The organism is Pseudomonas viridiflava, assembly GCF_003702045.1.
Lineage (GTDB): Bacteria > Pseudomonadota > Gammaproteobacteria > Pseudomonadales > Pseudomonadaceae > Aquipseudomonas > Aquipseudomonas viridiflava_C.
Genome location: NZ_RBTP01000033.1, coordinates 25,922 through 48,330 on the forward strand (window position 1 = coordinate 25,922; position 22,409 = coordinate 48,330).

At 60.4% G+C, this 22,409-nt stretch carries 20 protein-coding genes; 3 read left to right on the top strand and 17 right to left on the bottom strand.

Going from position 1 to position 22,409, the window contains the following annotated elements:
* Window positions 1–9: 9 nt before the first annotated feature.
* From fabD to ALP40_RS11210, 4 genes are all read right to left on the bottom strand, one after another.
* Window positions 10–948 (bottom strand): ACP S-malonyltransferase, encoded by a 939-nt coding sequence (gene fabD / locus ALP40_RS11195; protein WP_122208341.1) that lies wholly within the window; start codon window positions 946–948, stop codon window positions 10–12.
* 116 nt (window positions 949–1,064) lie between these two features.
* Window positions 1,065–2,087 (bottom strand): phosphate acyltransferase PlsX, encoded by a 1,023-nt coding sequence (plsX, locus tag ALP40_RS11200; protein WP_122208342.1) that lies wholly within the window; start codon window positions 2,085–2,087, stop codon window positions 1,065–1,067.
* 4 nt (window positions 2,088–2,091) lie between these two features.
* Window positions 2,092–2,274 carry a 50S ribosomal protein L32 gene (gene rpmF / locus ALP40_RS11205; protein ID WP_002552688.1) on the bottom strand — a complete coding sequence of 61 codons (183 nt, stop codon included), beginning with the start codon at window positions 2,272–2,274 and terminating at the stop codon, window positions 2,092–2,094.
* 13 nt (window positions 2,275–2,287) lie between these two features.
* A complete protein-coding gene (locus ALP40_RS11210) occupies window positions 2,288–2,815 on the bottom strand; it encodes a YceD family protein (protein ID WP_004884585.1) in 528 nt (175 codons plus the stop codon).
* Window positions 2,816–2,921: 106 nt separating this feature from the next.
* On the opposite strand from ALP40_RS11210, the gene ALP40_RS11215 reads away from it, so the two are divergent.
* A complete protein-coding gene (locus ALP40_RS11215) occupies window positions 2,922–3,500 on the top strand; it encodes a nucleoside triphosphate pyrophosphatase (RefSeq protein WP_147478314.1) in 579 nt (192 codons plus the stop codon).
* Window positions 3,501–3,553: 53 nt separating this feature from the next.
* Here the strand turns inward: ALP40_RS11215 and ALP40_RS11220 are convergent, their stop codons facing one another.
* From ALP40_RS11220 to rluC, 3 genes are read right to left on the bottom strand one after another with little or no spacing between them, the layout of a single operon-like run.
* Window positions 3,554–4,552, bottom strand: a complete 999-nt coding sequence (locus ALP40_RS11220) for a S49 family peptidase (RefSeq protein ID WP_122208344.1) — start codon at window positions 4,550–4,552, stop codon at window positions 3,554–3,556.
* Between the two features lie 24 nt (window positions 4,553–4,576).
* Window positions 4,577–5,236, bottom strand: a complete 660-nt coding sequence (locus ALP40_RS11225) for an HAD-IA family hydrolase (protein ID WP_122208345.1) — start codon at window positions 5,234–5,236, stop codon at window positions 4,577–4,579.
* Window positions 5,223–6,182, bottom strand: coding sequence for a 23S rRNA pseudouridine(955/2504/2580) synthase RluC (gene rluC / locus ALP40_RS11230; RefSeq protein WP_122208346.1), 960 nt, complete (start codon window positions 6,180–6,182; stop codon window positions 5,223–5,225). The genes ALP40_RS11225 and rluC overlap by 14 nt, the downstream gene beginning before the upstream one ends.
* Window positions 6,183–6,907: 725 nt before the next feature.
* Between rluC and ALP40_RS11240 the strand changes: the two genes are divergently transcribed.
* A complete protein-coding gene (locus ALP40_RS11240) occupies window positions 6,908–10,153 on the top strand; it encodes an Rne/Rng family ribonuclease (RefSeq protein ID WP_122208348.1) in 3,246 nt (1,081 codons plus the stop codon).
* Window positions 10,154–10,687: 534 nt separating this feature from the next.
* On the opposite strand, the gene murB is transcribed toward ALP40_RS11240, so the two are convergent.
* The 10 genes from murB to ALP40_RS11290 form a co-directional block, all read right to left on the bottom strand.
* Window positions 10,688–11,707: a UDP-N-acetylmuramate dehydrogenase gene (gene murB, locus ALP40_RS11245; RefSeq protein WP_122208349.1), complete on the bottom strand. Its 1,020-nt coding sequence runs from the start codon at window positions 11,705–11,707 to the stop codon at window positions 10,688–10,690.
* Window positions 11,708–11,741: 34 nt separating this feature from the next.
* Window positions 11,742–12,506, bottom strand: a complete 765-nt coding sequence (gene kdsB, locus ALP40_RS11250; protein ID WP_122208350.1) for a 3-deoxy-manno-octulosonate cytidylyltransferase — start codon at window positions 12,504–12,506, stop codon at window positions 11,742–11,744.
* Window positions 12,503–12,688 (bottom strand): Trm112 family protein, encoded by a 186-nt coding sequence (locus ALP40_RS11255; protein ID WP_122208351.1) that lies wholly within the window; start codon window positions 12,686–12,688, stop codon window positions 12,503–12,505. Before ALP40_RS11255 ends, kdsB begins: the two co-directional genes overlap by 4 nt.
* A gap of 17 nt (window positions 12,689–12,705) precedes the next feature.
* Window positions 12,706–13,701: a tetraacyldisaccharide 4'-kinase gene (gene lpxK / locus ALP40_RS11260; RefSeq protein WP_122208352.1), complete on the bottom strand. Its 996-nt coding sequence runs from the start codon at window positions 13,699–13,701 to the stop codon at window positions 12,706–12,708.
* Entirely contained in the window at window positions 13,701–14,132 is a 432-nt protein-coding gene (locus tag ALP40_RS11265; protein WP_122208353.1) for a biopolymer transporter ExbD, read from the bottom strand. Before ALP40_RS11265 ends, lpxK begins: the two co-directional genes overlap by 1 nt.
* The gene (locus ALP40_RS11270) at window positions 14,129–14,806 is read right to left on the bottom strand and encodes a MotA/TolQ/ExbB proton channel family protein (RefSeq protein ID WP_375139998.1); all 678 of its coding nucleotides are present in this window, start codon (window positions 14,804–14,806) and stop codon (window positions 14,129–14,131) included. The genes ALP40_RS11265 and ALP40_RS11270 overlap by 4 nt, the downstream gene beginning before the upstream one ends.
* 81 nt (window positions 14,807–14,887) lie before the next feature.
* Entirely contained in the window at window positions 14,888–17,104 is a 2,217-nt protein-coding gene (locus tag ALP40_RS11275) for a DNA internalization-related competence protein ComEC/Rec2 (RefSeq protein WP_122208355.1), read from the bottom strand.
* Between the two features lie 152 nt (window positions 17,105–17,256).
* The gene (locus ALP40_RS11280; RefSeq protein ID WP_122208356.1) at window positions 17,257–18,045 is read right to left on the bottom strand and encodes an ABC transporter permease; all 789 of its coding nucleotides are present in this window, start codon (window positions 18,043–18,045) and stop codon (window positions 17,257–17,259) included.
* Window positions 18,042–18,974 carry an ABC transporter ATP-binding protein gene (locus tag ALP40_RS11285; RefSeq protein WP_122208357.1) on the bottom strand — a complete coding sequence of 311 codons (933 nt, stop codon included), beginning with the start codon at window positions 18,972–18,974 and terminating at the stop codon, window positions 18,042–18,044. Before ALP40_RS11285 ends, ALP40_RS11280 begins: the two co-directional genes overlap by 4 nt.
* A gap of 195 nt (window positions 18,975–19,169) precedes the next feature.
* Window positions 19,170–19,793, bottom strand: coding sequence for a glutathione S-transferase family protein (locus tag ALP40_RS11290; RefSeq protein ID WP_122208358.1), 624 nt, complete (start codon window positions 19,791–19,793; stop codon window positions 19,170–19,172).
* A 161-nt stretch (window positions 19,794–19,954) separates the two neighbouring features.
* Here ALP40_RS11290 and ALP40_RS11295 point away from each other — a divergent pair, with 161 nt between their 5' ends.
* Complete coding sequence (locus ALP40_RS11295) at window positions 19,955–22,402, top strand: acyl-CoA dehydrogenase (RefSeq protein ID WP_122208359.1); 2,448 nt, start codon at window positions 19,955–19,957, stop codon at window positions 22,400–22,402.
* Window positions 22,403–22,409 lie beyond the last annotated feature (7 nt).

A 22,409-nucleotide genomic window follows, 5' to 3' on the forward strand; every position in this document is an offset into this window, starting at 1 on the left:
CTCTCCTAATCAGACCAGTGCCGCACGGGCGGCGGCAAAGGCGTCTGGGTTATCCAGGTTGTAAGTAGTCACGCCGTCGGCGCAACGCTTGTTCAGACCAGCCAGTACCTTGCCCGGCCCACACTCCACCAACTGGGTCGCACCACGGCTGGCCAGGCACTGGATGGATTCCACCCAGCGCACAGGCTTGTACAGCTGCTCCAGCAAATCGCGCTTGAGCGTCGCCAGATCACTGACCGCACTGGCGCTGACGTTCTGCACCAGGGCAATTTCCGGCGCCTGCCACTCGACAGCCTCGATGAACGGGGCAAAGCGCTCTGCGGCCGGACGCATCAACTCGCAATGCGACGGCACACTCACCGGCAATGGCAATGCGCGCTTGGCACCCCGCGCCTTGCAAATCTCCATCGCACGCTTGACCGCTTCAGCGGAACCGGCAATTACCACTTGGCCTGGCGAATTGAAGTTGACGGCACTCACCACCTCGCCCTGGGCCGCTTCAGCACACGCTGCCATGACATCGGCGTCGTCCAGACCCAGGATCGCCGCCATGCCACCCTGATCGGCCGGAACAGCTTCCTGCATCAATTGCCCGCGACGCTCGACCAGCTTGACCGCATCTTCCAGGCTCAGGCTCTGCGCAGCCACCAGCGCGCTGTACTCGCCCAGACTATGTCCTGCAACAAAGGCAGGAACAGCGCCGCCTTCAGCGAGCCAGACGTGCCACAATGCGACCGATGCAGTCAGGATTGCAGGCTGGGTCTTATCGGTCTGATTGAGCGACTCGACAGGCCCGCTTTGGGTCAATGCCCAAAGATCATAGCCAAGGGCCTCGGAAGCCTGTTCGAAGGTATCGAGGATCAACGGATGCTGTGCAGCCTGCTCGGCGAGCATGCCAAGCGATTGCGATCCTTGACCCGGAAATACGAATGCGAGGGATGCAGACATTTAACAAGCCTCTGAAGTAGGGTGCCTAAAATGGGTGATCGGCCACGCCGAACACCGATATTCAAATTTATATGACTGCCCGTTTGGATGACTGAGCAGTCTAACGCGTCACATTTTCACGCCTGACCGTTCTGCAGTATCGCTTCAAGCCGCCCATGCAGGCGTTGCGGCTGGTTTTCCCGGGTTTCGATCAACGCCCGCTGAATCGCACTCTGGAAGCCTTGCACGCTCGCCGAGCCGTGACTTTTCACGACAATACCCTGCAGCCCCAAAAGGCTCGCACCGTTGTGTCGGGCGGGTGCCAGATCAGCCTGCAGTCGATTCAACAAGGGTAAGGCCAGGATGCCCGCCATCCTGCCCAAAAGATTGCGCTTGAACATACTCTCTATCCGGGCAGCGATCATCGACGCCAACCCTTCGCTGGATTTGAGCAGGACATTGCCGACAAAACCATCGCACACCACCACATCGGCCTCGCCCCGGTACAGACCGTCGCCTTCGACGTAGCCGATGTAATTGAGACCGGACGCGGCCTGCAGCATACCCGCCGCCAGCTTGACCTGCTGATTGCCCTTGATATCTTCGGTGCCGACGTTGAGCAACGCCACTTTTGGCTTCACCACTCCCAGCGTCTCGGCCATCACTGCGCCCATGACCGCGAACTGGTAGAGCGTATCGGCACTGCAATCGACATTGGCGCCAAGGTCCAGCAATTGGCAATAGCCGGTGCGCGTCGGAATGGCCGCAATCATCGCCGGGCGGTCGATGCCCGGCAACGTCTTGAGCACAAACCGCGACAATGCCATGAGCGCTCCGGTATTACCGGCACTGACACACGCTTGCGCCTGCCCACTGGCCACCAGTTCAAGCGCTACACGCATCGAGGAGTCAGGCTTGCTACGCAGAGCTTGAGAGGGACGCTCATCCATCGCGACAACTTCGCTGGCATTGACGATTTGCAGGCGCGAACGATCCACACCTTGATGGCGGGCAACGAGCTCTTCAATAAGGGAGGCTTGGCCGACAAGGGCCAGATGAAGCGAGGGCGTAGCAATCAGGCACGCGAGGCTTGCCTGAACAATGTTGCGGGGACCGAAGTCCCCGCCCATTGCGTCGATCGCAATGATCGGAGCGGACAAGAAATTACTCGTCAGCGCCCTTGTCGATCACTTTACGACCACGGTATACGCCTTCTGGCGATACGTGGTGACGCAGGTGAATTTCACCAGTGGTCTTTTCTACCGACAGAGTGCTTGCCTCAAGCGCGTCGTGCGAACGACGCATGTCACGGGCAGAGCGGGATTTTTTGTTCTGCTGAACAGCCATAATTGATTAACTCCTAAACGTTTGGGTCACGCTTTAACTGCGCCAATACACTGAACGGGTTGGACCGTGTCACCTCGTCCACGCTCGGTTCGGGCTCATCGAGACCCGCCGGTTGCTGGCATTCTTCCGGATGATGAGCAGGCACGATTGGCAAGGCGAGCAAAAGCTCCTCCTCGATCAATGCCAGCAGATCCAATGGATCTTCGCCCAGTTCCAGCACGTCATAACCTTTCGGTAACGACTGGGTATTCGCACCCTCCTTCACCACAGCGTAACTGCACTCGCTGTGAATCGGCAGGGTGACCAGCTCAAGACAACGCTGGCAAACCATCTTGACCGAGACGTCTATCGCACTGTGGATAACCACTGAACGGCGTTCGTCACGCTCAAAAATGAACTTGGCCTGCACCGTACCGACATTGTCGGCAAGCGGGTCGCAGAGTCTCTCCAAATCGGCCAGCAGCACTTCACCCTGAAGGGTAGTGCCGCGATCAGCCAATTTGCGCGGGTCAACGTGAGGTGGAATCGGGTCATTCAACATAGGCGCAGCATTCTAGGGATGCCCCCTTGGCATGTCAAAGGAAATTCAGGCCTGTTCGCAACTCGGGTGGCACATTAGAATCCGCGCTCAGCCTATGGAGAATCGCATGCCATCCCTGCTTCTAGCGTCCAGCTCGATTTATCGCCGCGAACTGCTCACACGACTACGCCTGCCGTTCACCTGCAAATCGCCCGATGTCGACGAAAGCAGACGGCCTGGCGAGCCTGCTTTGGAGCTTGTATTGCGGCTGGCGCAAAAGAAAGCGCAGGCGCTGGCCAGCGAATACTCCGATCATCTAATCATAGGCTCGGATCAAGTGGCCGTACTGGGCGACCGGATACTCGGCAAGCCGCATACGTTCGAGGGCGCCCTCGAGCAACTGTCAGCCGCCAGCGGCAAACGCGTGACCTTCCTGACCGGACTGGCCCTTCTAAATAGCAAGACAGGCTTCTGCCAGGTGGACTGCGTGCCATTCACCGTGCATATGCGCGAACTCGACAAGGCCAGCATAGAGCGCTACCTGCACGCAGAGCAGCCTTTCGACTGCGCGGGCAGCTTCAAGGCCGAAGGCCTGGGTGTCAGCCTGTTTCGCAGCACCGAAGGCACCGACGCTACCAGTCTGGTGGGCCTGCCATTGATACGACTGGTGGACATGCTAATAAAGGAAGGAATCACCCTTCCATAATCCGCCATGAAAAAACCCGACGACTGTCGGGCTCTTTCAGGACCGACCTGCGATCAACGCAACGTCGGCCCATTGAAGCCGGCCAGCATGGCAAGCCGCTCGGCGATGCTGGTGCCCAGCTTCTTGGAGAACCGATCAAAAGGCGACTCCTCAACGGTATAGTCGACCATGTCTTTCTCGCCAATCACTTCACGCGCCACATAGGCGGCACTGCCCAAGCCATCCACCAGACCCAGCGGCACCGCCTGCTCACCGGTCCAGACCAGGCCGGAGAACAGTTCCGGATGATCCTTGTCCTTCAGGCGATCACCGCGCCCCTGCTTCACGCTGGCGATAAACTGACGATGCGTCGTGTCCAGCACGCCCTGCCAGAACTGCGTTTCATCGGCCTTTTGTGGCTGGAACGGATCAAGAAAGGCTTTGTGCTCGCCGGACGTGTAGGTACGCCGATCCACACCCAGCTTCTCCATAACCCCAACGAAGCCGAAGCCGGCCGCAGTCACACCAATGGAGCCCACAAGGCTGGCTTTGTCGGCATAGATCTGATCGGCAGCGCTGGCGATGTAATAGGCACCCGACGCCCCCAGATCGCTGATCACCGCATACACCTTGATATCAGGCTTCTGCGCACGCAGACGACGGATCTCGTCATAGACGTAGCCAGACTGGACCGGACTGCCACCCGGGCTGTTGATATTCAGGATCACACCCTTGGTTTTGGCATCATCGAACGCGGCACGTAGCCCGGCGATGATGTTGTCGGCGCTGGCAGGCTCCTTATCGGCAATCATGCCCTGCACATCCACCACCGCAGTGTGGCTGACTCTGCGGGACGCACCACCACTCAGATCAAGCATCGGAACGATCAGCACCGCAAACAGCACCGCGAAGGTCAAGAGCTTGAAAAAGATCCCCCAACGACGCGCACGCCGCTGCTCCTGGACACTGGCCAGCAGGGTTTTTTCCAGCAATTTCCAGCTCTTCGCCTCTTCCCTGTTATCACCCGCCCCATCCTCTCTCTGAGAGGCAGGCGCTTTCCATTCGTCAGACATGCTCAACTTGCTCCAGAACGATGATTAAACGCCGCGCCCATTCAGCCAGGTGCGCAGCTCTGAAAAATGCTCGATAGCCAGACGTGGCTCGTGTTCACGCAGAGCATCCAGCGACTGCGCACCATAGCCCACCGCGACAGAGTCCATGCCCGCATTGCGCGCCATCTGCAGATCGAACGAGGAATCGCCGATCATCAGCGAGCGCTCGGGGGCAACATCACAATGCGCCATGATCTCGTGCAGCATCAATGGATCGGGCTTGCTCGCGGTTTCATCGGCGGCCCGGGTGATGTCGAAATAATCCGTCCAGCCATTGGACTTCAACACCCGATCCAGCCCACGACGCGCCTTGCCGGTCGCCACAGCGAGACGGTAGCCCTCTTCGCGAAACGCCTCGATGGACTCGCGCACACCCTCGAACAGAGGCGAAGGAACGTTATCCATCGCTATATAGCGATCAGCGTAACGCTGCCGGAAGTCGATCAGTTCATTGGCAGTGATCGATGGATAAAGCGTACGAATCGCCTCGGGAAGCCCGAGCCCGATGATGCCTTTGATCGAGTCATCGTCTCGCGCTTCCATGCCGCCACCGATCGCCGCTGTGCGCATGGATTCGATGATGCGCCCAATGGAGTCTGCCAGCGTGCCGTCCCAGTCGAAAATCAGCAGATCATAGTGGCGCACTCAAACGCTCCACTGTCTTGACCCACATTTCGTCTACAGGTGCCTGCAAGGTCAACTTGCCGCCATCCGGCAGCGGCACGGTCAACATGTAAGCGTGCAGAAAAAGACGCTTGCCACCCAGATCGCGAATCTCGCGGCTGAAATCTTCATCGCCGTACTTGGTGTCCCCCGCAATGGCATGTCCGGCATGCAGGGTGTGGACGCGAATCTGGTGGGTACGACCGGTCACAGGCTTGACTTCGACCATCGTGGCAAAATCACCGAAGCGGCGCAGCACCTTGAAAATCGTCAGCGCCTCCTTGCCCTCCTCGTTGACCTCGACCATGCGCTCGCCTGAGCGTAGATTGCTCTTGAGCAACGGCGCGCGGACCTGCTTGATCGCCGTCGCCCAATTGCCACGCACCAGCGCCATGTAGCGCTTGTCCACACCGTCGCCACGCAGCGCTTCATGCAAGTGGCGCAACATGCTGCGCTTCTTGGCGATCATCAGCAGGCCGGACGTGTCGCGATCAAGACGGTGAACCAGCTCAAGCTCCTTGGCGTCCGGGCGCAACTGGCGAAACGCCTCGATCACACCAAAACTCAAACCGCTGCCGCCATGCACGGCGATGCCGGCAGGCTTGTTGAGCACGATCAACGCCTTGTCTTCGTAAACGATGGCCGCTTCGAGGCGCTGCAACAGGCCCTGCGCGACAGGCGCGGGCTCGTCGCGCTCAGGCACGCGCACAGGGGGAATGCGTACGATATCTCCTGCCTGCAACTTGTACTCGGGCTTGATCCGCCCCTTGTTCACACGCACTTCGCCTTTGCGCAAAATGCGGTAAATCAAGGTCTTGGGCACACCCTTGAGATAAGTGATCAGAAAATTATCGATGCGTTGACCGGCAAGTTCCGGCGCAACCTCTACCAGCTGAACGCCGGGGGTTGGAGGGGCAATATTCGTCATGCCGCAAATCATAACAATTTTTTATGGATTTGAAGCACTTAATGATTGCTGCTATAGTCGCGAACGCCGCCATAAGCGGCCGGACAGCGGACCAACGGTTGACAACCGACCCTGACCAACGCAATTCCAGAGGACGTGAGGCCGTCCTACGGGGCTTTCGGTGACAACGCAGCATGCTGGAAACGTAACAAGCGCGGGTGACATGAGGCCGGAAACACGCCAGATCGCTGAGCAGACAGCTCGCCTTCAGTGCGAATAATTCACGGCCAGTTCACAAGGTGCAGTCGCTTCCAGACGCTACGAGCGAACGCTTCGGGAACAACGCCTAAAGCCATGATGCGCGACCTTCCCTATCGAAGATCGCGGTAAATGCCAACCCGCTGCGGATTCTGCGCGCGGCAGCACCCGAATTATCAGGGATACGTGTAGGGTGGAGACGCACAACCATCGGACTGTGTAGCAAAAGGCTTGTTTTAGACGCTTCATCTCGTCCGCTACCGATGGTCGATTCCTCCTCCTGACAAAGCTTTTGCTGAAAGGGTGTCCTAGGTCACCACAGCAAGCAGGAAACGTCGTCGCGACGCCCCGCCCCTTCTGGGCAGGAAAATCGCTAGACACTGGAGTGTCCAACCACTCTTGACGTGCCCTGACACCGACCGTGAGAAGTCGTGTGTGCCGAACGCCGTTTCCGGCAGCCCGGAAACCGACGGTACTACATGAAAAGAATGCTGATTAACGCAACTCAACCCGAAGAGTTGCGTGTTGCACTGGTAGACGGCCAACGCCTCTACGACCTGGACATCGAGTCAGGCGCACGCGAGCAGAAGAAGGCCAATATCTACAAAGGCCGGATCACTCGCATCGAACCCAGCCTTGAGGCTGCCTTTGTCGATTTCGGCTCTGAGCGCCACGGCTTTCTGCCCCTCAAGGAAATCTCCCGCGAGTACTTCAAGAAAGCCCCTGAAGGCCGCGTCAACATCAAGGACGTCCTGAGCGAAGGCCAGGAAGTCATCGTTCAGGTCGAGAAAGAAGAGCGTGGCAACAAGGGCGCAGCCCTGACCACCTTCATCAGCCTGGCAGGCCGTTATCTGGTCCTGATGCCGAACAACCCACGCGCCGGTGGCATTTCGCGTCGTATCGAAGGCGAAGAGCGCAACGAGCTGCGTGAAGCCCTCAACGGTCTGATCGCCCCTGCCGACATGGGCCTGATCGTTCGCACCGCAGGCCTGGGCCGCAGCAGCGAAGAGATGCAATGGGACCTCGACTACCTGTTGCAGTTGTGGACCGCCATCAAGGAAGCGTCCCTGGATCGCTCCGCGCCGTTCCTGATCTATCAGGAAAGCAACGTCATCATCCGCGCCATCCGCGACTACCTGCGCCAGGACATCGGCGAAGTCCTGATCGACAGCGTCGAAGCTCAGGAAGAAGCCCTGACCTTCATCCGTCAGGTGATGCCGCAGTACGCCAGCAAGATCAAGCTGTACGAAGACAGCGTCCCGCTGTTCAACCGTTTCCAGATCGAAAGCCAGATCGAGACCGCGTTCCAGCGCGTCGTCGAACTGCCTTCCGGTGGCTCCATCGTCATCGATCCGACCGAAGCACTGGTGTCCATCGACATCAACTCGGCGCGCGCCACCAAAGGCAGCGACATCGAAGAAACCGCCCTGCAGACCAACCTTGAAGCCGCCGAAGAAATCGCCCGCCAATTGCGCCTGCGCGACATCGGCGGCCTGATCGTCATCGACTTCATCGACATGACGCCGGCCAAGAACCAGCGCGCCGTGGAAGAAAAGGTCCGTGAAAGCCTTGAAGCCGACCGTGCCCGCGTTCAGGTCGGCCGCATCTCGCGCTTCGGCCTGCTGGAAATGTCCCGTCAGCGCCTGCGTCCATCGCTGGGCGAAAGCAGCGGCATCGTCTGCCCGCGCTGCAACGGCACTGGCATCATCCGTGATGTCGAATCGCTGTCGCTGGCCATCCTGCGCCTGATTGAAGAAGAAGCCCTGAAGGACCGTACTGCCGAAGTACGTGCCCAGGTGCCGATTCCAGTCGCCGCGTTCCTGCTCAACGAGAAACGCAACTCGATCACCAAGATCGAACTGCGCACTCGCGCACGCATCATCATCCTGCCGAACGATCATCTGGAAACGCCGCACTTCGAAGTGCAGCGTCTGCGTGATGACAGCCCGGAAGCCCACAACAATCAGTCCAGCTACGAAATCGCCGCTGCCGCTGCCGAAGTGGAAGAAATCGCCCCGCTGGCTGCCGCGACCCGCACCCTGGTTCGCCAGGAAGCCGCCGTCAAGACCGCACCAGCCCGCGCCAACGCGCCTGTTCCGGTAGAAGCGGTTGCACCGGCTCCCGCACCAAGCCTGCCTGAGCCAAGCCTGTTCAAAGGCCTGGTCAAATCTTTGGTGAGCCTGTTCGCCACCAAGGAAGAGCCTGTCGCACCGGCCGTGGTCGAGAAACCGGCTGCCGTTGAGCGCCCGGCCCGTAACGAAGAGCGTCGCAACGGCCGTCAACAGAGCCGCGGCCGCAATACCCGTCGTGACGAAGAGCGTAAGCCTCGCGAAGAACGCGCCCCTCGTGAGGAGCGTGCAGAACGTGCTCCACGCGAAGAGCGTGCGCCACGTGAGGAACGCGCACCGCGTGAAGAACGTGCACCTCGCGAGACACGTGACGATGCAACACCGACCACCACTCGCGAAGAACGTCCAGCCCGTACTTCCCGTGAGCGCAAGCCGCGTGAAGGTCGCGAAGAGCGTCCGGTCCGCGAACTGCGTGAGCCACTGGACGCGGCACCTGCCGTGAACCTGGCCCGCGAAGAACGCCCTGAGCGCGCACCGCGTGAAGAACGTCAGCCTCGTGCGCCGCGTGAAGAGCGTCAACCACGTGCCGAGCAGGCCATTGCCGAGACCAGCGAAGAAGAAGTACTGCTGAACGAAGAGCAGGCAAACGATGACAACCAGGACAGCAATGACGGCGAACGCCCTCGTCGCCGCTCCCGTGGTCAGCGTCGCCGCAGCAACCGTCGTGAGCGTCAGCGTGATGCAAACGGCAATGTGATCGAAGGCTCGGAAGAAAACGGCAACGAAGAAGAGCAAGGCGCTGATACCGCTGCCGCCCTGGCCGTCACCGCCGCTGCTGCCAGCACCGTGATCAGCGCTCCTGCCGAGGCTCAGGCCAACGAGCAGGCCGAACGCGCCAACATCTATGCTGAAGCGCTTGTGGTTGAGACTGCCGAGTCCGCGACGACCGTCGAAACGCCAGCCGTTGTGACGCCTGAGGTGCAAGCCCCAGCCGAGCAAGCACCGGTTGCCGTTGAACCGACCACTGAAGCGCCTACTGTTGAAGTGCCTGCTGTCGAAGCCCCCGTTGCCGATGAGGCACCCAAGGCGCACCCGGCACCGGAGGTTGAGGTTCAGCCAGCAGTGACCGAAGCGCCGGCTTTTGCCGCGCAGACTGAACTGTTCGATGCCCCTCACGCCGAACGCGTCGTGCCGTTCACCCCAACGCCTGAACCGACGCCTGAGCCACAAGCTCCTGTCGAGGCCAACGCCGAGGAAGAAGTGCCAGCCACTGAATCCTCGGAGCTGCCGACACCTGCTCCAGCCGCAGAGCCTGCGTTCGTGAAGGAGGAGCCCGCTCCTTACTTCGCCCCGCAAGCCCCGGCTGCCGAAGAAGCCCCTGCCGTGCAGGAAGCTCAGGAGCCAGTAGCTGTTGAAGCCCCGGCCTTGCCGGTCAGCAGCACAGGTCGTGCGCCGAACGATCCTCGTGAAGTTCGTCGTCGCAAGCGCGAAGAAGAAGCTCGCCGTCAGAAGGAGGCTGAACAGGCTGCTTCTGCCGCGCCAGTAGCGACTGAGCCTGCACCGGTTGTGGTAGAAGCAGAGTCGGCACAGCCGCAGCTGCACACCGGGCAAGACGCTGAGCAGCAACACACCGAGAAAGAAACCGAGCCTAAACCACTCGTCTAATCCCGGCCCATGAAAAAGCCCTGCCTGTGCAAACAAGCAGGGTTTTTTTATGCCTGCGGTTTAGTGCCTTGATAATTGATAATGCACAGTGCCTGACTGAACCGCGCTATTAACCAGCCGTCTGCTTCTCCAGATAACGCAGAAGCACTGAAGGCCTTTCCAACGCGATAGTGAAAGCAACGCCGATTGCGACGCGGGTGGAGGCTGAGTCGTGGCGCTGATTCGGGGGGCAATCTGCATGGATGCCGATTGAGCCGCACTGGGCCAGGGATGGCCCGTTTGCGGCGCCTCCCCGAATCAGTGTCAGGACGAAGGAACCCCGGCGAAGCCGGGGCCGAAACCAGAGCCAAGGAGTTTGCTTGCTTTGCTCCGTCAAAGCGGGTCGCCGAGGGGCGAAAGGCGACTCAAGCCGAGCGCCAGGTTAACTGAACCCACGGCCTGTAATAAATATGACGCCCAACATCATGGCTGTATACCTATGTGGAGCGACGGGAACGATCAGTGCCAATCTGAAACCTGCCAGCGCTCAAAGGCTCAGTAGAGATTCGGTTCCATCTCAAGCTTGACATTGAACCGCTCTGCAATGTCGGCCTGTATGCGACGTGCCAGATTCAACAATTGCAACCCAGTGGCCTCGCCATAGTTGACCAGCACCAGCGATTGAAGCGCGTGCACACCCGCATCGCCTTCACGAAACCCCTTCCAGCCAGCCCGCTCGATCAACCAGCCAGCGGCCAGCTTCACGCGGGCGTCCGCCTGTGGATAACCGACCACACCCGGATGCTCATGCTTGATAGCAGCAAAGGATTGAGCCGAAACAACCGGATTCTTGAAGAAACTTCCCGCATTGCCCAGCACTGCAGGGTCCGGCAGTTTTTCACTGCGAATGGCGCAGATGGCCGTGCTGACATCGAAAGGCGTAGGCTGCTTGATACCCATCTCATCAAGACGCTGGCGAACCGGGCCGTATTCAAGGTGTAGCTTCGCTTCCCACGTCAGCCTGAATCGAACGCGCAAGATCAGCCAGCGGCCAACCTCATGCTTGAAAACGCTGTCGCGGTAGCCGAAAGCGCAGTCCTCTAACGAGAACTCCCGTAGCTCACCGGTTTCCCGATCCAGCGCCGTCAGGCTGTGGAAGACGTCCTTGATCTCGACTCCGTAAGCACCAATGTTCTGCATCGGCGCAGCGCCGACGGTGCCCGGAATCAAGCTGAGATTTTCGAGCCCGGCAAGACCCATCTTGAGGCAAGCCTGAACGAACGGATGCCACGGCTCCCCTGCCTCGGCCTCCACGATGGCTTCAGAACAGTCTTCTCGCACGATACGAATGCCGCGGCTGGCCATACGCAGCACCAGCGCCGGAATGTCGCCGCTGAGCAGCAGATTGCTGCCGCCGCCCACAACCAAAAGCGCAACGTCCTGCTCGGCCGCATAGGCCAAGGCCTGACGCACATCATCGTCACTGTGCGCTTCAGCAAAAAGCCTGGCCTGCACATCAACGCCAAAGGTATTGAAGGGCTTGAGAGAAACAGCAGGCCGCACGTGCAAGGTCATTGGCCGCATTTCCCAAACGACTGGAGAACCGACATCAAGCCTCCAGGAGGCGTTTGACGCGCTCAAGGTCTTCCGGGGTATCGACACCGGCAGGCGGGGCTTCGAGTGCATCGGCCACATGAATGCGCACGCCGTTCCATAGCGCCCGCAACTGTTCGAGGTTTTCAGTATTCTCCAGCAGGCACGGACCCCAACTGACGAAATCGTGTAGAAAACCGGCACGGTAGGCATAGATCCCGATGTGACGGCGATAAGGCACGCCTGCGGGCAGCTCTTCACGGTTTGCCGCCAACGCATCACGCGCCCACGGCAACGGTGCGCGACTGAAAGTCAGCGCCAGACCATTGATGTCCGAGGAAACCTTGACCACGTTCGGGTTGAACAGCGCCGCCACATCGTCGATGGGCTCGGCCAGGGTCGAAATCCCGGCTTCGGGATGCGCCGCCAGGTTGCTCGCGACCTGATCGATGACCGCAGGCGGGATCATGGGCTCATCGCCCTGCACATTGACCACAATCGCATCGCTCGCCAGGCCCAACTGCGTCGCCACTTCGGCCAGGCGATCGGTGCCGGAGTTATGATCGTCACGCGTCAGCAGGACCTCAGCGCCGAACGCCTGGCACGCTTCGACAATGCGCAGGTCATCGGTCGCCACCACGACGCGCTGAGCGCTGCTCTTGCGAGCCTGTTCCCAGACCAACTGGACCATAGGCTTGCCAGCGATGACCTTGAGCGGCTTGCCCGGAAAACGGCTAGAGCCGTAACGCGCCGGAATCACTACGGTAAAGTCGGTTGTCATTTTTCCAGACGCTCATCGGCCGTCAGGGTGCGCGCTTCGCTTTCCAGCATCACCGGAATGCCCTCCCGAACCGGGTAGGCAAGGCCTGCACCTTTACTGATCAGCTCGGTCTTGTCCGCACTGAGCTTCAACGGACCTTTGCAGATCGGGCAAGCGAGGATATCGAGTAGTTTGGTGTCCATAGGAGATCCTGAAGCAATCATGGAGAAAGACGTGACAGCTGGTCATCGAACCAACTGACAAACGCGTCGGAAGGCACCGCATCCACCGCCAGATACCACCAGTCATCGGCCGCAAAGGCACGACACTTCACGGCATCCTTCTCGGTCATGACCAAAGGCAGCGACGGTGTAAAGGTCAGCGCCTCAACGCTGTAGACAGCATGGTCAGCGAATGCGTGCTGCACAGGCCGCCAGTGTAATCCTTCGAGGGTATTGAAGAAACGTTGCGGGTTACCGATTCCGGCCACCGCGTGCACAGCCTGACCGGGCGGAAAATGGTCGACAAACCGCCGCTCGCCGCTTCGCAGGTTGATCAGGGCGGCGGGCTTGAGGGTAAATGCATAGCCATCGTCACGATCGGCCTGTGCGCCGTTGAACAACACGGCATCAACGCTGGCCAATCGTTCGGCCGGTTCACGCAACGGGCCGGCGGGCAGGCAGCGACGATTGCCCAAGCCTCGGGCGGCATCGATCAGCACCAGCTCAAGGTCCCGGGCCAGCCGGTAATGTTGCAGGCCATCGTCGGACAGGATCAGATCGAGCGGCTCGGCAGCCAGCAAGGCCTGTACCGCGTGGCTGCGGTTCGGATCGATCATCAACGGCACACCGCAGCGCTGCACGATCAACAGCGGCTCGTCACCCGCCTCGCTGGCGCTGTGTTCGGGCAGTACACGCCAGGGCAGGCTTGGCGGTTTTGCGCCGTAGCCACGGCTGACGACACCCACCCGCAAGCCACGACGCTGACAATGCTCGATCATCCACAGGATCAACGGGGTCTTGCCGGTGCCACCCACCGTGATATTGCCGACCACGATGACCGGCACCGGCGCGCGGTAGATATCGCCCTCACCCGCCAGGAATCGGGCACGCTTGCCATCGACGACTCGACGGTAAAGGCTTTCCAGAGGACGCAGCAGCGCCAGCGCAGGGTGGCCGTTGTACCAGGCGTCAAGCAAACGGTCGGTGAATGCCATCAATTAGCCTGTGTGGCCTCGACAGTGGTCATGCGCAGGTGGCTGAAACCAAGCTTGCCCGCAGCATCCATCGCCGTGATGACTGACTGGTGCGGGGTCTTGCCATCGGCGCTGATGGACAACGGCAGACTGGTGTCGCCAGCCGATTCGCGCTGCAACGCCTCGATCAGTGTGTCCAGATCGTTTTTCGGCAGCAACTGGTTGTTCAGGGAAAAGATCCCGTCGGCGTTGATCGCGATGTCCAGGTGCTTGGCGCTCGCATCGACCTCCGGCGTCCCCGTGACCGCTTGGGGCAAGTCGACCCGCAATTGGGTTTCACGGGTAAAGGTCGTGGTCACAATAAAGAACAGCAGCAGGATGAACACCACATCGATCAATGAAACCAGATTGATGTCGATGGTCTCCCGCGGTCTGCGGCGACGAAATTTCACTTCTTCTTGCTCCCGCCTGCCTTGGCCAGGGATTTAAGGTCAACCTTGGCATCGATCAGGTCGACATCACGATCACCCTGCACCACCTCGACCAAACGAATGGCCTGCTGCTCCATGCCGACCACCAGCTCATCGACGCGGCTTTGCAGAAAGCGGTGAAAGAAAATGGCCGGAATCGCCACGATCAGGCCCGATGCCGTGCAAATGAGCGCCTTGGAAATACCGCCAGCCAGTACGCCCGCATTGGCCGTCGCGCCGGAGCTGTTGAACGACCCGAAAATATCGATCATGCCCAGCACCGTGCCCAACAGGCCCAGCAGGGGCGCCATCGCGGCAATCGAACCCAGTGCGCTCAGATAACGTTCCAGTTCATGAATGACCCGCGCGGCTGCTTCCTCGATGCACTCCTTCATGATCTCGCGACCATGCTTGGAGTTGGCCAGGCCCGCAGCAAGAATTTCACCCAAAGGCGAATCGGCGCGCAATTGCTTGAGCTTTTCTTTATCGAGCTTTTGCTCCTGAATCCACTGCCAGACCTGCCCCAGCAAATGAGGTGGCGTAATGCGGCTGGCGCGCAGCGTCCACAGACGCTCGATGATGATGCCGGCAGCGGCGATGGAACTCAAAATGATCGGCAACATCATCCAGCCGCCAGATTTGACCAGTTCCCACACAGTGACCACTCCCTTGAAAAATTGGCGCCACTCTACCATAGCGTCATCGAGTGCCGAACGATCAGATCGATATCTGCGTATTCAGTCACGCCAGAAACGCCGCTGTGCGCGTTGTGCCTCAGGCGCGCCGAATGTCCCCAGTTGCAGCCGGATCGCACCCAGCTCGGCGCTGTCGTAGCTGGCTATCCCGTGCCATTTATAGCGGGCCATGACGCGGGGATGGGGATGACCGAACGCGTTGTTGCGCCCGCGTGAGATCAAAACGCCGGTCGGCATCACCGCACGCAGAAAAGGTTTTGAAGACGAAGAATGGCTGCCGTGATGCGGCGCCTGCATCCAGTGGGCGCGCAGGTCGAATCCGCTGTCGATGGCCACGCGTTCGGCTTGGGCATCGACGTCGCCGGTCAACAGCAACCGCTCACCGCTGGCCTCGACACGCAGCATGCAGGATCCGGCATTGCCTTCAGGTGCCTGCTCCCAGATCCAGGTCGAAAACACCACGCCATCCCATTCCCAACGCTCGCCGTTTGCGCAACGACGGGCACCCAGCGAGGGCGCGAGGCGTTCTATATCGCCGCCCAAAACACGTTTGACCGGCAACGACTTGAGCACCGCCAGCGCGCCTCCGGCATGGTCCGAATCGGCATGACTGAGCAACATCAGGTCCAGATGACGCACCCCGCTCTTACGGATCGCGGGCACGACCACTCGCTGACCGATATCGAATTCGCCAAAGCGCGGCCCGGCGTCATACAACAACGTGTGATGGCGGGTGCGCAGCAAGATGGCCAGACCCTGTCCGACATCCAGTTGCAACACCTCGACCTGACCGACCGGCACGGGCTTGAGCGGTGGAAATATGCACAACAGCAGCAGCGGCCAACCCAGCAGCCGAACAGGCACCCCGTTGGGCAGCAGCACAAGGAAAGCGCCCAACACACCCAACGCCATCACCCAGCCCGGTGCTGCACTGGGCACCCATGCAGGCGCTCGATCGGCCATCCAGGTCAGAAACAGGAACAGCACTTTCAGCGCCCCCCCCGCCAGCCATAACAGGTACTCGCCCAGCACCGGAACAGGCAGTAATAGCGTGCCGATCAATGCGGGCGGCAAGACGATCATGCTGACCCACGGCACCGCCAGCAGATTGGCCAGCGGACCGCTGACACTGATCGGCAGGTTCAGCATCATCAGGATCGGCAACAGTCCGACGGCAATCAGCCACTGCGCGCGCGTCCAGCTTTGCAGCCAAGGCCAGGCACCGAGGCGACCACCGAAGATCAGTATCAGAATTCCTACCGCAGCGAATGACAGCCAGAAGCCTGGCTGAAGGCTCACCAGGGGTTCGAACAGCAGCACGGCGTTGAGCGACAGCAGTAACGGCCAGAGCACGCCCAGATGGCGAAAACGCAGACGCCACAGCAGCACCATGCCCACCATCACGCAGGCCCGCCGCACCGGCACATCGAACCCGGCCAGCAATCCATAACCGAGCGCCGAAGCGAACGCCAGGCCGCACGCCCACGGCAGCCAGGGCAAGGCGCGCGGCCACACTCCCCAACGCACCAGCAGGCTCACCAGCGCATACATCACCCCTGCCAGCAAGCCGATGTGCTGACCGGAAATCACCAGCAGATGCACAGTCCCGGTGTCCTGCAGCACTTGCCAGTCAGTGGTCGACAGGCCTGAGCCGTCGCCCAGCACCAGCGCAGCCAACCCACCTTCACGCCCTTGCGCATCGACGGCCAGCAAACGCTGGCGAAGGGTGTCGCGCCACGCCGCACGCGCAGGGGCCAGCAAGGTGCCGTCCACTACCGTGCCGGTGGCCCCGATTCGCTGGGCGAGCAGCCAGGCTTCGTAATCGAACGCGTCGGGATTGACCAGCCCGCCTGGCCGTTTGAGTTTAACGGCCAGTCGCCAACGCTCACCGCTGCGCACCTCGGGGCCGCCGTACCAGGCGATGCGCATCAGCCGGGGCAATTTCGCCCGACGTGAAACGCTCTCTGCAAGCTCGAAACGCACTACGCCTTCAGCCGTGCTCGGCAGCCCGACCACCTTGCCTTGTAGCCACAGCGTCTGGCCATCGAGCCGCGACAACAGACGATCATTCAGCGCCGACTGCGCCGAGACGCAGGCCCAGGTGAGGCCAAATAGAAAGAAGGCCATTGGATACGTGCGAAACGGCAGCAGCATGAGTGCCACGACCGGCATCAACAACAGCAGCCCGGTAGAGGGCAAGACCGGCAGAAAACGCAGGGCCAACAGGCCCAGAGCAAGCGCGATCATCCCTGTGCGCATGGGTCATCCTCGAAGCGGGAAAGCTTCCAAGGATGGGCGTAAGTGAACGCGTGTGGGCTGAAGGTGTGTTTCAGAATCTGAACAGACAGGCCAAATGCATTGACCCGCCGGGTGGCGGGTCAATGTTCACTGTGTTGCCAATCGTCACCAGGCTATTGGCGCATGCCGCGCCCGCTCACCAGCAACCGCGCGCAGCCCAGATACAGCACGAAGGTGGCGACGATCATGAACGCCAGCGCGATGCTGATCTTGATGTCGGAAACACCGAGGATGCCGTAGCGAAACGCGTTGACCATGTGCAGGACCGGGTTGGCCAGCGACACGGTCTGCCAAAACGGTGGCAGCAGGTTGATCGAATAGAACACCCCGCCCAGATAGGTCAACGGGGTCAGCACGAAGGTCGGGATAATCGAAATATCGTCGAAATTGCGTGCGAAAACGGCGTTGATAAAGCCCAGCAGCGAAAAGATCGTCGCCGTCAGTACGACCACGACAATGGTCACGCCCAGGTGGTGAACCTGCAGGTCGGTGAAAAACATCGACAGCATCGTGACGATAAAGCCGACCATCAGGCCGCGCAGCACACCCCCCAGCGTGTAGCCCACCAGGATGGTGTGCGGGGAAACAGGCGACACCATCAACTCTTCGATCGAATGCTGGAACTTGGCACCGAAGAAACTCGACACCACGTTACCGTAGGAATTGGTGATCACCGACATCATGATCAGCCCCGGCACGATGTACTGCATGTAGGTGAAGCCACCCATGTCACCGATCTGGCGACCGATCAGGTTACCGAAGATGACGAAGTACAAGACCATCGTGATCGCAGGCGGCAGCAGCGTCTGCGGCCAGATCCGCATGAAACGGTGAACCTCACGGAACACGATGGTTTTCAGGGCAACCAGATTGGGGCGCAATTCGCCAGTCTGAGCGGTCATAGCGCCACCTTCGCCAGGTTTTTTTCCACCAGAGACACAAACAACTCCTCAAGGCGATTGGATTTATTGCGCAGGCTCAGCACTTCGATGTTCTGCGCGGCCAACTGGCTGAACAGCGCCGTGATGCCGACGTTCTTGTCCACCTGCACTTCCAGCGTATGGCTGTCGAGCAGACGGCTGGGGAAGCCCGGCAGTTGCGGTGCGGTCTGCCAGGTCGCCTTGAGGTCGAGCAGGAACGTCTCGACGGTCAGGGTACTGAGCAGTTGCTTCATGCTGGTGTTCTGCACGATCGTGCCGTGGTCAATGATGCCGATGTTGCGGCACAGCTGCTCGGCCTCTTCCAGATAGTGCGTGGTCAGAATGATGGTAATGCCCTTGCGATTCAGTTCGGTAAGGAACGTCCACATCGAACGACGCAGTTCGATGTCCACACCCGCAGTCGGCTCATCGAGGATCAGCAGCCGCGGCTCGTGAATCAGTGCGCGGGCGATCATCAGACGACGCTTCATGCCGCCGGACAGCGAACGCGAAGGCACGTCGCGCTTGTCCCACAGCCCCAACTGCGTCAGGTACTGCTCGGCGCGCTCCTTGGCGATCTTCGCTGGAATGCCGTAGTAACCGGCCTGGGTCACCACGATGTCGAAGGTTTTCTCGAACTGGTTGAAGTTGAATTCCTGCGGCACGACGCCAATGGAACGCTTGAGCGCAGCAGGCTCGCGGTCCAGGTCGTGACCGAAGATATTCACCGTCCCGCCGGTTTTGTTGACCAGCGTGGAGATGATGCCAATGGTGGTGGATTTGCCGGCACCGTTAGGGCCGAGCAAGGCGAAGAAATCACCTTCGGCAACGTCCAGGTCGATACCACTCAGGGCCTGGAAACCGTTGCCGTAGGTTTTGGTTAGCTGCCGGATGGACAGGGCTGAAGACATATCGGAAAAAGTACCCAATCGGAATGGAAAAAATGAAGGTGGGGTCAACGCCGCTGTGTGCGTCACTGACACCCGATCATGCAATGGTGCTTGGCCGGGTCATTCAAGTACAGACACATTTGTTAATAGTAAATATCGAAGCGCCGCGAAAAGCAGGCGAGCCCTTCTCGCGTGGGCTTCTGCGCGCTTCGGGCGTTACGTCAACGGACTCATGACGGCCTTGCGGTACGCCGGGCGCGCCTTGAGGCGTTCATACCAGGCTTGGAGGTGAGGCAGTGGCGGACGTTCAATCGGCATTTCAAACCAGGCGTAGGCGAAGCAGCCGAGCGGGATGTCACCCATGCCAAATGAGTCGCCAGACAGGTAAGGCTGGCTGGCAAGCGCCTCATCCGCGACCCGCAGCAGACCGTGCAGGTGGGTGATGCCTTCCTTGATGGCGTCCCAGTCCTGCTTGTCCGCTGGCGTGCGCAACACGCCCCAGAACACCGGGATAAAAGGTGCTGCGATGGTCGACGAGGTCCAGTCCATCCACTTGTCCGCCCGCGCACGGGCCTGCAGGTCGGTCGGATACAACGCCGAATCGGGGGCGTGACGGGCTGCCAGGTAACGCACGATGGCGTTTGACTCCCACAGTACGAAATCGCCCTCTTCGATCATGGGGATACGGCCGTTGGGGTTTTTGGCACGGTAGGCCGCTTCATTGACCAGCCCGAACGCGCCGCCAGCGTCCTGAGTCTCGTAGGGCACACCGACTTCTTCGGCGATCCACAGTGCCTTGCGCACATTGGTCGAGTTCTTCCGTCCCCAGATCTTGAGCATTGCGTTCCCCTCGCAGTGGCTGTGAAAACTGACTGCTCAGTCTACCCGAACCGGGGGCAACTTCCTTGTCCGGACAGGGTCACTATCGATGTCGCCCCACCACTGCCTGGCGACCAGTTCTTGATAGCTGCCGAGGCGGCTGTCATCACGGAGGAATACGTATGCTGCTGTTGTGGATTGTTGTGCTGGTCGTGGGCATTGCCTGGCTGGCTCACCGACGTACCGACCCGCTCCCCGCACTGGGTGTGGTGGCCGTCTACCTGCTGGCGATGGGCATCTTCAGCCACGCGCCGGGTTGGCTGCTGACGATTTTCTGGGTGCTGTGGCTGGTGGTGTTCGTACCGATGGTGCTGCCCGACCTGCGCCGCAAGCACTTCACCGCGCCGATGTTCAGCTGGTTCAAGAAAGTCTTGCCGCCCATGTCCCAAACCGAGCGTGATGCCATCGATGCCGGCACAGTCTGGTGGGACGGCGAGCTGTTCAGCGGGCGCCCCGACTGGGACAAGTTGCTGGCCTATCCGAAAGTCCAACTGACTGAAGAAGAACAAGCCTTCATTGATGGCCCCACCGAAGAGCTGTGCGCGATGGTCAGCGACTGGGAAATCGGTCAGGCGATGGACCTGCCACCGCAAGCCTGGGAGCACATCAAGCAGCACGGTTTCTTCGCCCTGATTATCCCCAAGGAGTTCGGCGGCAAAGGCTTCTCGGCTTACGCTCACTCGCAGATCGCCATGAAGCTGGCAACCCGCAGCGGCGATCTGGCCTCCACCGTCATGGTGCCCAACTCCCTCGGCCCTGCCGAATTGCTGCTGCATTACGGCACCGATGAGCAGCGCAATCACTACTTGCCGCGCCTGGCACGTGGTGACGACATTCCCTGCTTCGCCCTGACCGGTCCGCTGGCAGGCTCCGATGCTGGCGCGATGCCGGACACCGGGATCATCTGCAAGGGTGACTGGCAAGGCGAGGAAGTCATCGGCCTGCGCCTGACCTGGGAAAAGCGCTACATCACCCTCGGCCCGGTCGCGACCCTGCTGGGTCTGGCGTTCAAGGCCTACGACCCTGAGCACCTGCTGGGCGAGGAAGAGGATTTAGGGATCAGCCTGGCGCTGATCCCGACTGACACCCCGGGTGTCGAAATCGGCCGCCGTCATGTGCCGCTGGGTGCCGCGTTCATGAACGGCCCCAACTCCGGCAAGGATGTGTTCATCCCGTTGAGCTACCTGATCGGCGGTCAGCCGATGCTCGGCAAGGGCTGGATGATGCTGATGAACTGCCTGTCGGTGGGCCGTTCGATTTCGCTGCCTGCCGTGGGTACAGGCGCGGCCAAGTACACCAGTCTGGTGACGGGCCAATACGCCAAGGTCCGCGAGCAGTTCAATGTGCCGCTATCGGCCTTTGAAGGTATTCAGGAAGCCCTGGCACGGATCGGCGGCAACGCCTGGCTAATGGACAGTGCGAGGATGCTGACCGCCAACGCAGTGGATCTCGGGGAGAAACCGTCCGTGTTGTCGGCCATCCTCAAGTACCACCTGACCGAGCGCGGTCGCGAATGCATTGGCCATTCGATGGACGTGCATGGTGGCAAAGGCATCATCATGGGCCCCAACAACTACTTGGGTCGCAACTGGCAAGGCGCGCCGATCTTCATCACGGTCGAAGGGGCCAACATCCTGTCGCGCAACCTGATGATCTTCGGTCAGGGCGCGATCCGCTGCCATCCGTTCGTACTCAAGGAAATGGCCCTGGCCGGGCGTGCCGACCATGACAACGCGCTGGCCGAGTTCGACACCCTGCTGCTCAAGCACATCGGCTTTGCCGTAAGTAACGCGGCCAGCACGCTGATCCTGAACCTGGGTTTCGGCCACTTCGAGCGCGCGCCGGGCGACAGCCTGAGCCAAGGTTATTTCAGGTCGCTGAATCGTCAGGCGGCTGCGTTCGCCATGCTGGCGGACTTGAGCATGATGTTGCTGGGTGGCGAGCTGAAACGTCGCGAGCGTCTGTCGGCCCGTCTGGGTGATGTGCTCAGCCATCTGTACCTGGCTTCCGCCTCCCTCAAGCGCTACCACGACCTGGGTTCACCGGATCATATGAGCCCGTTGTTCCGTTGGGCAATGGAAGAAAGCCTGGGGCATTCGGAACGCGCGATGGACGAGATCCTCAGCAACTTCCCGAACCGGCTGCTGGGTGGCCTGCTGCGGGTCATCGTGTTCCCGTTCGGTCGTCGCCACAAAGGGCCGTCGGACAAGCTGGACGCAGAAGTGGCGCAGGTGCTGGGACGCGCCAAGGGTGACCCTACGCTGGAAGAGCTGCTCGCAGGCTGCTACCGCCCGCAATCGGCAGAAGACCCGGTCGGCGCACTGCAACATGCAAGCGACCTGCTGAGCGCCGCATACCCGCTGCACAAGAAACTGCAAACCGCCTTCAAGGGTGGCCAGATTCTGCCGCACGCAGGTGAGCCATTGATCGACGCCGCCTTGCGCGTCGGCGTGTTGCAGGCCGAGGAGGCGCAGACACTGAAAACCGCTGAAGCGGCGCGTCGCAAGGTGATCGACGTGGACGATTTCGACAAGGAAGAGCTGACGCACACACCGGGCAAGATCCGTTGATTGGCCC